Annotated in this window: 5 protein-coding genes and 1 pseudogene; all 6 read left to right on the top strand. The window is 69.7% G+C overall.

Annotation, left to right across the window (positions count from 1 at the left end; translation table 11 throughout):
• Window positions 1-172, top strand: a pseudogene (locus ABT116_RS36100) (sugar ABC transporter ATP-binding protein); the annotation flags it as partial.
• Window positions 169-1,188, top strand: coding sequence for an ABC transporter permease (locus ABT116_RS36105; RefSeq protein WP_351642899.1), 1,020 nt, complete (start codon window positions 169-171; stop codon window positions 1,186-1,188). The pseudogene ABT116_RS36100 and the gene ABT116_RS36105, both read left to right, overlap by 4 nt.
• Window positions 1,189-1,238: 50 nt before the next feature.
• Window positions 1,239-2,285: a substrate-binding domain-containing protein gene (locus ABT116_RS36110; protein ID WP_351642901.1), complete on the top strand. Its 1,047-nt coding sequence runs from the start codon at window positions 1,239-1,241 to the stop codon at window positions 2,283-2,285.
• Between the two features lie 55 nt (window positions 2,286-2,340).
• Window positions 2,341-3,552, top strand: a complete 1,212-nt coding sequence (locus ABT116_RS36115) for a Gfo/Idh/MocA family protein (protein ID WP_351642904.1) — start codon at window positions 2,341-2,343, stop codon at window positions 3,550-3,552.
• Window positions 3,553-3,567: 15 nt separating this feature from the next.
• Window positions 3,568-4,566: a sugar phosphate isomerase/epimerase family protein gene (locus tag ABT116_RS36120; protein ID WP_351642907.1), complete on the top strand. Its 999-nt coding sequence runs from the start codon at window positions 3,568-3,570 to the stop codon at window positions 4,564-4,566.
• Between the two features lie 136 nt (window positions 4,567-4,702).
• On the top strand, window positions 4,703-8,515 hold a 3,813-nt coding region (locus tag ABT116_RS36125), incomplete at its 3' end, for a ThuA domain-containing protein (RefSeq protein WP_351642911.1).

The raw sequence follows: 8,515 nt of genomic DNA on the forward strand, positions 1-8,515 counted from the left end.
CGACGAAGGCCTCGCCGTCCTGCTGGTCTCCAGCGAGGTGCCCGAGGTGCTCGGCCTCGCCGACCGCGTGCTGGTGCTGCGCGAGGGCCGGGTCGTGCACACGGCACCCGCGCGCGAACTCGACGAACACCGCGTACTCGACCTGGTCATGGAAGGAAGCCCGGCGTCATGACGCAGCCTGTCTCCCCGCCGCGGGACAGCAGCACCGCCAAGGTGCCCACGGCTGAACCCCCGGCCTGGCGCGGCCTGCTGGCCCGCGCCGACGTCCGCACCCTCTCCCTGCTCGGCGTGCTCGCCGCGCTGATCGTCGTCGGCGGCGTCACCAAGCCCGACGAGTTCCTCGACACCCGCAATCTGCAACTGGTCCTCACCCAGGCCTCCGTGGTCGGCGTCGTCACCGTCGGCATGACCTTCGTCATCGTCTCCGGCGGCATCGACCTGTCGGTCGGCGCGATCGTCGCCCTCGCCTCCGTGTGGGCCACCACGGTCGCCACCCAGGAGTACGGCTTCGCCGGCATCCTCTTCACGGCGATCGTCGTCGGAGTCGGCTGCGGCCTGGTCAACGGGGTGCTCATCGCCTACGGCTCGATGGTGCCGTTCATCGCCACCCTCGCCATGCTGGCCTCCGCCCGCGGCCTCGCCCTGCAGATCACCGACGGCAAGACCCAGATCGTCACCGTGCCGTCCGTCCTCGACCTGGGGGAGCGCGACGCCTACGTCCTCGGCATCCCGCCCCTGGTCATGGTGTTCGCCGTCGTCACGGCCATCGGCTGGCTGGTGCTCAACCGCACCACCTTCGGCCGCCGCACGGTCGCGGTCGGCGGCAACCCGGAGGCCGCCCGGCTCGCCGGTATCGACGTCCGCCGCCAGCGGCTCTACCTGTACCTGCTGTCCGGGCTGTGCTGCGGCATCGCGGCCTTCCTGCTGATCGTCCTGTCCGGCTCCGGCCAGAACACCAACGGCAACCTCTACGAACTCGACGCCATCGCCGCCGCGATCATCGGCGGCACCCTGCTCACCGGCGGCCGCGGCACCATCACCGGCTCCGTGCTCGGAGTCCTGATCTTCTTCACGATCACCAACATCTTCGCCCTGAACAACCTGCAGAGCGACGTCCAGCAGATCGCCAAGGGCGCGATCATCGTCGCCGCCGTGCTGGTCCAGCGTCGTACCGCGAGCACCACCTGAGAACCGTACCCCTCCCGCTCTGCACGACCTGAGGAAAGGGTTTCCCCGCCATGCCAGAGATCACGAGCCGCAGAGGGCTGCTCTTCGGGGCCGCCGCCGTCTCCGCCGGTGCCCTCCTCACGGGGTGCACGAGCAACGAGCCGTCCGAGTCCAAGGACGAGCCGGCCGGCAACGACCAGCCGGCCGCCGACGACAAGCCGGGCAAGCAGGTCACCATCGGCTTCGCCGGCCCGCAGGCCGACCACGGCTGGCTCAACGCCATCAACGACAACGCCAAGAGCCGCGCCGAGAAGTACTCCGACGTCACCCTGGAGATCACCGAGGGCTCCAACGACACCGCCCAGCAGATCGGCCAGATCGAGACCCTCATCAACAAGAAGGTCGACGTCCTGGTCGTGCTGCCCGCCGACGGCAAGGCCCTCACCCAGGTCGGCCTGAAGGCGATGCGTGCCGGCATCCCGGTCGTCAACCTCGACCGCATCTTCAACACCCCGCAGGCCTACCGCTGCTGGATCGGCGGCGACAACTACGGCATGGGCCTCAACGCCGGGCACTACATCGGCGAGAAGCTCAAGGGCAAGTCCGGCGCCCGCGTCATCGAACTGGCTGGCCTGGACAACCTGGAGCTCACCAAGCAGCGCACCCAGGGCTTCGACGACGCCCTGAAGAACTACCCCAACATCAAGAAGGTCGCCCGGCAGGCCGCCGAGTTCACCGTCGAGTCCGGGCAGGCCAAGATGGCGCAGCTGCTCCAGGCCCAGTCGAAGTTCGACGCGCTGTGGAACCACGACGACGACCAGGGCGTGGGCGCCCTGCGCGCCATCGAGCAGGCCGGGCGCGACGACTTCCTGATGGTCGGCGGCGCCGGCGCGCTCTCCGCCTTCCAGGCCATCAAGCAGGACGACGGCGTGCTCAAGGCGACCGTGCTGTACCCGCCGACCATGGCCGCCTCCGCGATCGACCTGGCCCGCGCCCTCGGCCAGAGCAAGGGCATCGAAGGCCTCGCCGAGTTCGAGATCCCGTCGTCGCTCACCCTCTACTCGGCCGTCGTCGACAAGGCCAACGTCGACCAGTACATGTCCACCGGCTTCAAGTGAGCCGCCCCGCACCCCCCACGTGCGCCACCCCGACCAGGACGAGGAGGACACCCGTATGGGACAGCCGCAGGAGCAGCCGGAGGGGACCGAGGCAGGCAAGCCACCCCTGCGCGTGGGGATGGTGGGTTACGCCTTCATGGGCGCCGCCCACTCCCAGGGCTGGCGCACCGCGGGCCGCGTCTTCGACCTGCCGCTGAACCCCGTGCAGGCCGTGATCTGCGGCCGGGACGCCACCGCCGTCCGCGCGGCGGCCGAGCGGCACGGCTGGGCCTCCACCGAGACCGACTGGCGGGCCCTCGTCGAACGGGACGACGTCGACCTCGTCGACATCTGCACCCCCGGCGACAGCCACGCCGAGATCGCGCTCGCCGCCCTGGCCGCGGGCAAGCACGTGCTGTGCGAGAAGCCGCTCGCCAACACCGTCGAGGAGGCCACCACGATGGTGCTGGCGGCCGAGGAGGCCCACGCGCGCGGCCAGGTGGCGATGGTCGGCTTCAACTACCGCCGGGTGCCCGCCACCGCCCAGGCCCGCCGCATGGTCGCCGAGGGCCGCCTGGGCAGGCTGCGGCACGTGCGCGTGACGTACCTCCAGGACTGGCTGGTCGACCCCGCGTTCCCGCTCACCTGGCGGCTGCGCAGGGAGCAGGCCGGCTCGGGCTCGCTCGGCGACCTGGGCGCGCACATCGTCGACCTCGCGCAGTACCTGGTGGGGGAGCCGCTGGCGGGCGTCTCCGCGCTGACGGAGACCTTCGTACGGGAGCGGCCCCTGCCCACCGGCGCGAGCAGCGGGCTGTCCGCCGTCACGTCCGCCGGCACCGGGCAGGTCACCGTCGACGACGCCGCCCTGTTCACGGCCCGTTTCCCCTCAGGTGCGCTGGCCTCCTTCGAGGCCACCCGCTACGCCACCGGCCGCAAGAACGCCCTGCGCATCGAAGTCAACGGCGAGCGCGGCTCACTCGCCTTCGACCTGGAGCGGCTCAACGAGCTGTCCTTCCACGACGCCACCGAGCCCGGCGCCGAGGCGGGCTTCCGCCGCATCCTCGTCACCGAACCCGAGCACCCCTACCTGGAGGCCTGGTGGCCGCCGGGCCACGGCCTCGGCTACGAGCACACCTTCGTCCACCAGGCCCGCGACCTCGTCCACGCCATCGCCGAGGGCCGCCGCCCCGAACCCTCCTTCGCCGACGGGCTGCAGGTGCAGCGTGTGCTCGCGGCGGTCGAGGAGAGCGCCGAGAAGAACTCCGTCTACACGCCGATCGCGGTCTGAGGAGGGCCTGTTCCGATGCCCCGCACCTTCACGCTCTTCACCGGCCAGTGGGCGGACCTGCCCCTGGAAGAGGTCTGCCGCCTGGCCCGGGACTTCGGCTATGACGGCCTGGAACTGGCCTGCTGGGGAGACCACTTCGAAGTCGACAAGGCGCTCAGTGACCCCTCGTATCTGGACGGCCGCCGGGCCCTGCTCGACAAGTACGGCCTGACGTGCTGGGCCGTTTCCAACCACCTCGTCGGCCAGGCCGTCTGCGACGCCATCATCGACGAACGCCACCAGGCGATCCTGTCGGACGCGATCTGGGGCGACGGGGAGCCCGAAGGAGTCCGGCGGCGGGCCGCGGACCGCATGAAGGACACCGCCCGGGCCGCGGCGGCCTTCGGCGTGAACACCGTCATCGGCTTCACCGGCTCCGCCATCTGGCACCTGGTCGCCATGTTCCCGCCCGCGCCCGAGGCGATGATCGAACGCGGCTACCAGGACTTCGCCGACCGCTGGAACCCGATCCTGGACGTCTTCGACGCCGAGGGAGTGCGGTTCGCGCACGAGGTCCACCCCAGCGAGATCGCCTACGACTACTGGACCACCCAGCGGGCCCTGGAAGCCGTCGGCCGGCGCCCCGCCTTCGGCCTCAACTTCGACCCCAGCCACTTCGTGTGGCAGGACCTCGACCCGGTCGGCTTCCTCTGGGACTTCCGCGACCGGATCTACCACGTCGACTGCAAGGAGGCCCGCAAGCGCCTCGACGGACGCAACGGCCGCCTCGGCTCCCACCTGCCCTGGGGCGACCCGCGGCGCGGCTGGGACTTCGTCTCCGCCGGGCACGGCGACGTCCCCTGGGAGGACGTGTTCCGGATGCTGCGCTCCATCGACTACGCGGGTCCGATCTCGGTCGAGTGGGAGGACGCCGGCATGGACCGGCTCCAGGGCGCCCCCGAGGCGCTGACACGCCTCAAGGCCTTCGACTTCGAACCGCCCAGCGCGTCCTTCGACGCAGCCTTCAACAGCTGAACCACGGGTTCGGCACTCAGACCTGTCTTGACGTGCTCAAGACACGCACACCTCCGGGGTGACGGCGCACCCCGGCGCCCGCACCGCACGCTCCGCACCCACCCCGTACGGCCCACCCCGTTCCCGGAGGGACTTCGTGCACAGAACCAGACCCAGAAGCACCCGCAGCCCCAGGCGGCCCGGACTGCGCACCACCGTCGCCCTGTTCACCGGCCTGCTCCTCGCCGTCGGCACCCCGGCCACCGTCGCCGGCGCTCATCCCGGACACCCGGAACACGACGAACCGGCAGCCGCGGAGGGCCAGTTCCAGCAGGTCCCGCTCGCCAAGGGCGAACCCGAGACGGGCGAGCCCATGTCGCTCGCCGTGCTCCCGGACCGCAGCGTCCTGCACACCTCGCGCGACGGCACACTGCGCCTCACCGACCAGGGCGGCGTCACCAAGATCGCCGGCAAACTCGACGTCTACAGCCACGACGAGGAAGGCCTCCAAGGCGTCGGTATCGACCCGGACTTCAAGAACAACCGGGCGATCTACCTCTACTACGCCCCGCCGCTCGACACCCCGGCGGGCGACGCCCCGGAGACCGGCACCGCCGAAGACTTCAAGAAGTTCGACGGTGTCAACCGCCTCTCCCGCTTCGTCCTCAACCCCAACGGCACCCTGAACCTGTCCAGCGAGAAGAAGGTCATCGACGTCGCCGCCTCCCGGGGCACCTGCTGCCACGTCGGCGGCGACATCGACTTCGACGCCGACGGCAACCTCTATCTGTCGACCGGCGACGACACCAACCCCTTCGCCTCCGACGGCTACACCCCCATCGACGACCGGCCGAACCGCAACCCGGCCTTCGACGCCCGCCGCAGCTCGGGCAACACCAACGACCTGCGTGGCAAGATCCTGCGCATCAAGGTCGCCGAGGACGGCTCCTACACGGTCCCGGAGGGCAACCTCTTCGCCCCGGGCACCGAGAAGACCCGCCCCGAGATCTACGCGATGGGCTTTCGCAACCCGTTCCGCATGAGCGTCGACGACAAGACCGGCACCGTCTACGTCGGCGACTACGGCCCCGACGCCGGCGCCGCCGACCCGAAACGCGGCCCGAGCGGACAGGTCGAGTTCGCCAAGGTGACCAAGGCCGCCAACTTCGGCTGGCCCTTCTGCACCGGCGACAACGACCCCTACGTCGACTACGACTTCGCCACCAAGGAGTCCGGCGAGACGTTCGACTGCAACGCCCCGAAGAACACCTCGCCGCACAACACGGGCCTGACCGACCTGCCGCCCGCGCAGGCCGCCTGGATCCCGTACGACGGCGGCTCCGTACCCGAGTTCGGCAGCGGCTCCGAGTCCCCCATGGCCGGCCCGGTCTACCGCTACGACCCCGAGCTGAACTCCAGCGTGAAGTTCCCGGAGGCCTACGACGGGGACTTCTTCGCCGGTGAATTCGGCCGCCGCTGGATCAAGCGGATCGAGGAGAACGCGGACGGTTCCGTCGCGAAGATCAACGACTTCCCGTGGACCGGCACCCAGATCATGGACATGGAGTTCGGCCCCGACGGCGCCCTCTACGTCCTCGACTACGGCCTCTCGTGGTTCCAGGGCGACAAGGACTCCGCGCTGTACCGGATCGAGAACGCCGAGGACGGCTTCTCCCCGATCGCCGAGGTCAGCGCCGACAAGACGTCCGGCGCGGCCGGCCTGAAGGTGAAGTTCACCGCCTCCGCCAAGGACGCCGACTCCACGGACCTCACCTACAGCTGGGACTTCGGCGACGGCACCAAGGGCGAGGGCCTCACCCCCACCCACCGGTACAAGAAGGTCGGCACCTACAGCGCGACCTTCACCGCCAAGGATCCCGAGGGCAACACCGGCAACGCCAGCGTCCGGATCGTGGTCGGCAACACCGAGCCGAAGGTGACGATCGAGACCCCGGGCAACGGCAGCATGGCCGCCTTCGGCAAGCCCGTCCCGTTCAAGGTGAAGGTCACCGACCCCGAGGAGACCGTCGACTGCTCCAAGGTCAAGGTCACCTACAGCCTCGGCCACGACTCCCACGCCCACGAACTCACCAGCGAGATGGGCTGTGAGGGCACCCTGACACCGCCCCCCGGTGACGGCGGCCACGACCCCAACGCCAACATCTACGGCGTCGTCGGCGCCGGCTACACCGACGGCGGGGCGAACGGCCAGGAGGCCCTGACCGGTACCGCCCGCACCGTTCTGCAGCCGCTGCACCGCCAGGCCGAGCACTTCAGCACCCAGTCGGGCGTGTCGGTCATCACCAAGACCGGCGCCAACGGCGGCAAGACCGTCGGCGACATCAACGACGGCGACTGGATCTCCTTCAGCCCCTACCGGTTCGACGGGCAGAAGAAGATGACCGTGCGGGCCTCCTCCGGCGGCGCGGGCGGCTTCGTCGAGCTGCGCACCGGCTCGCCCGACGGACCGCTGCACGGCTCGGCGTACATCCCGCCCACCGGCGGCTGGGAGACGTTCCAGAACGTCGACGTGCCGCTGCGGTCGCTGCCGAAGAAGACCACTGACATCTACCTGGTCTTCAAGGGCGGCGAGGGCGCGCTGTACGACGTGGACGACTTCGAGTTCTCCAAGGAGCCGTTCAAGGGCGGCAAGAAGGTCCTGGTCTTCTCCAAGACCGCAGGGTTCCGCCACGACTCCATCCCGGCGGGCATCACCGCCCTGAAGGAACTCGGCGGCCCGGCCGGCATCACGGTCGACGCGACCGAGGAGGCCGGGCAGTTCACCACGACCAACCTCGCCAAGTACGACGCGGTGGCGTTCCTGTCCACCACGGGTGATGTCCTCAACGCCGAGCAGCAGAAGGCGTTCGAGAACTACGTGGCCGGCGGCGGCGGGTACCTGGGCATCCACGCGGCGGCCGACACCGAGTACGACTGGGAGTTCTACGGCGGCCTCGTCGGCGCCTACTTCGACTCGCACCCGGCCGTCCAGAGGGCCACCGTCCGCGTCGAGGACCATGACCATCCGTCGACCGCGCACCTTGACGACGCCTGGGAGCGCACCGACGAGTGGTACAACTACCGCACCAACCCGCGCGAGCAGGCCAAGGTTCTCGCCACCCTCGACGAGACCACCTACCAGGGCGGCACCATGAAGGGCGACCATCCGATCGCCTGGTGCCAGAGCTACGGCGGCGGCCGGTCCTTCTACACCGGCGGCGGCCACACCAAGGAGTCCTACGCCGACGCCGCCTTCCGCGCCCACCTGCTCGGCGGCCTCCAGTACGCCACCGGCCAGGTCAAGGCGGACTGCAAGCCGGGCAAGGACCACCGGAAGATCTTCAACGGCCAGACGCTGGACGGCTGGAAACAGGCCGGACCCGGCAAGTTCACCGTCAAGGACGGCGTGATGGAGTCCGAGGGCGGCATGGGCCTGCTCTGGTACCAGGCCAAGGAGCTGAAGTCGTACTCGCTCAAGCTCGACTGGAAGATGCGGGACGACGACAACTCCGGGATCTTCGTGGGCTTCCCCGCCTCCGACGACCCCTGGTCCGCGGTGAACAAGGGCTACGAGATCCAGATCGACGCCACCGACGCGGCCGACCGCACCACGGGCTCCGTCTACTCCTTCAAGTCGGCGAACATCAAGGCCCGTGACCAGGTCCTGCGGCCGCCCGGACAGTGGAACTCCTACGAGATCAAGGTCCAGGGCGAACGCCTCCAGGTGTTCCTCAACGGAGTCAAGATCAACGACTTCACCAACAAGGACCCCCAGCGGAGCCTGACCGACGGCTACATCGGCCTGCAGAACCACGGCGCCGGTGACCAGGTCTCCTTCCGCAACATCCAGTTGAAGGAACTGCCCGTCCAGGGCCCCCGCCGCGATCTTGCCGGGCAGGCCGGAGATGCTGACGTCGACCTTGGTGTCCTCGCACACCGAGGGCTCGGGGTCCGGGGACTCCGACTCCTC

Source organism: Streptomyces sp. NPDC002130 (genome assembly GCF_040296465.1).
Classification (GTDB): domain Bacteria; phylum Actinomycetota; class Actinomycetes; order Streptomycetales; family Streptomycetaceae; genus Streptomyces.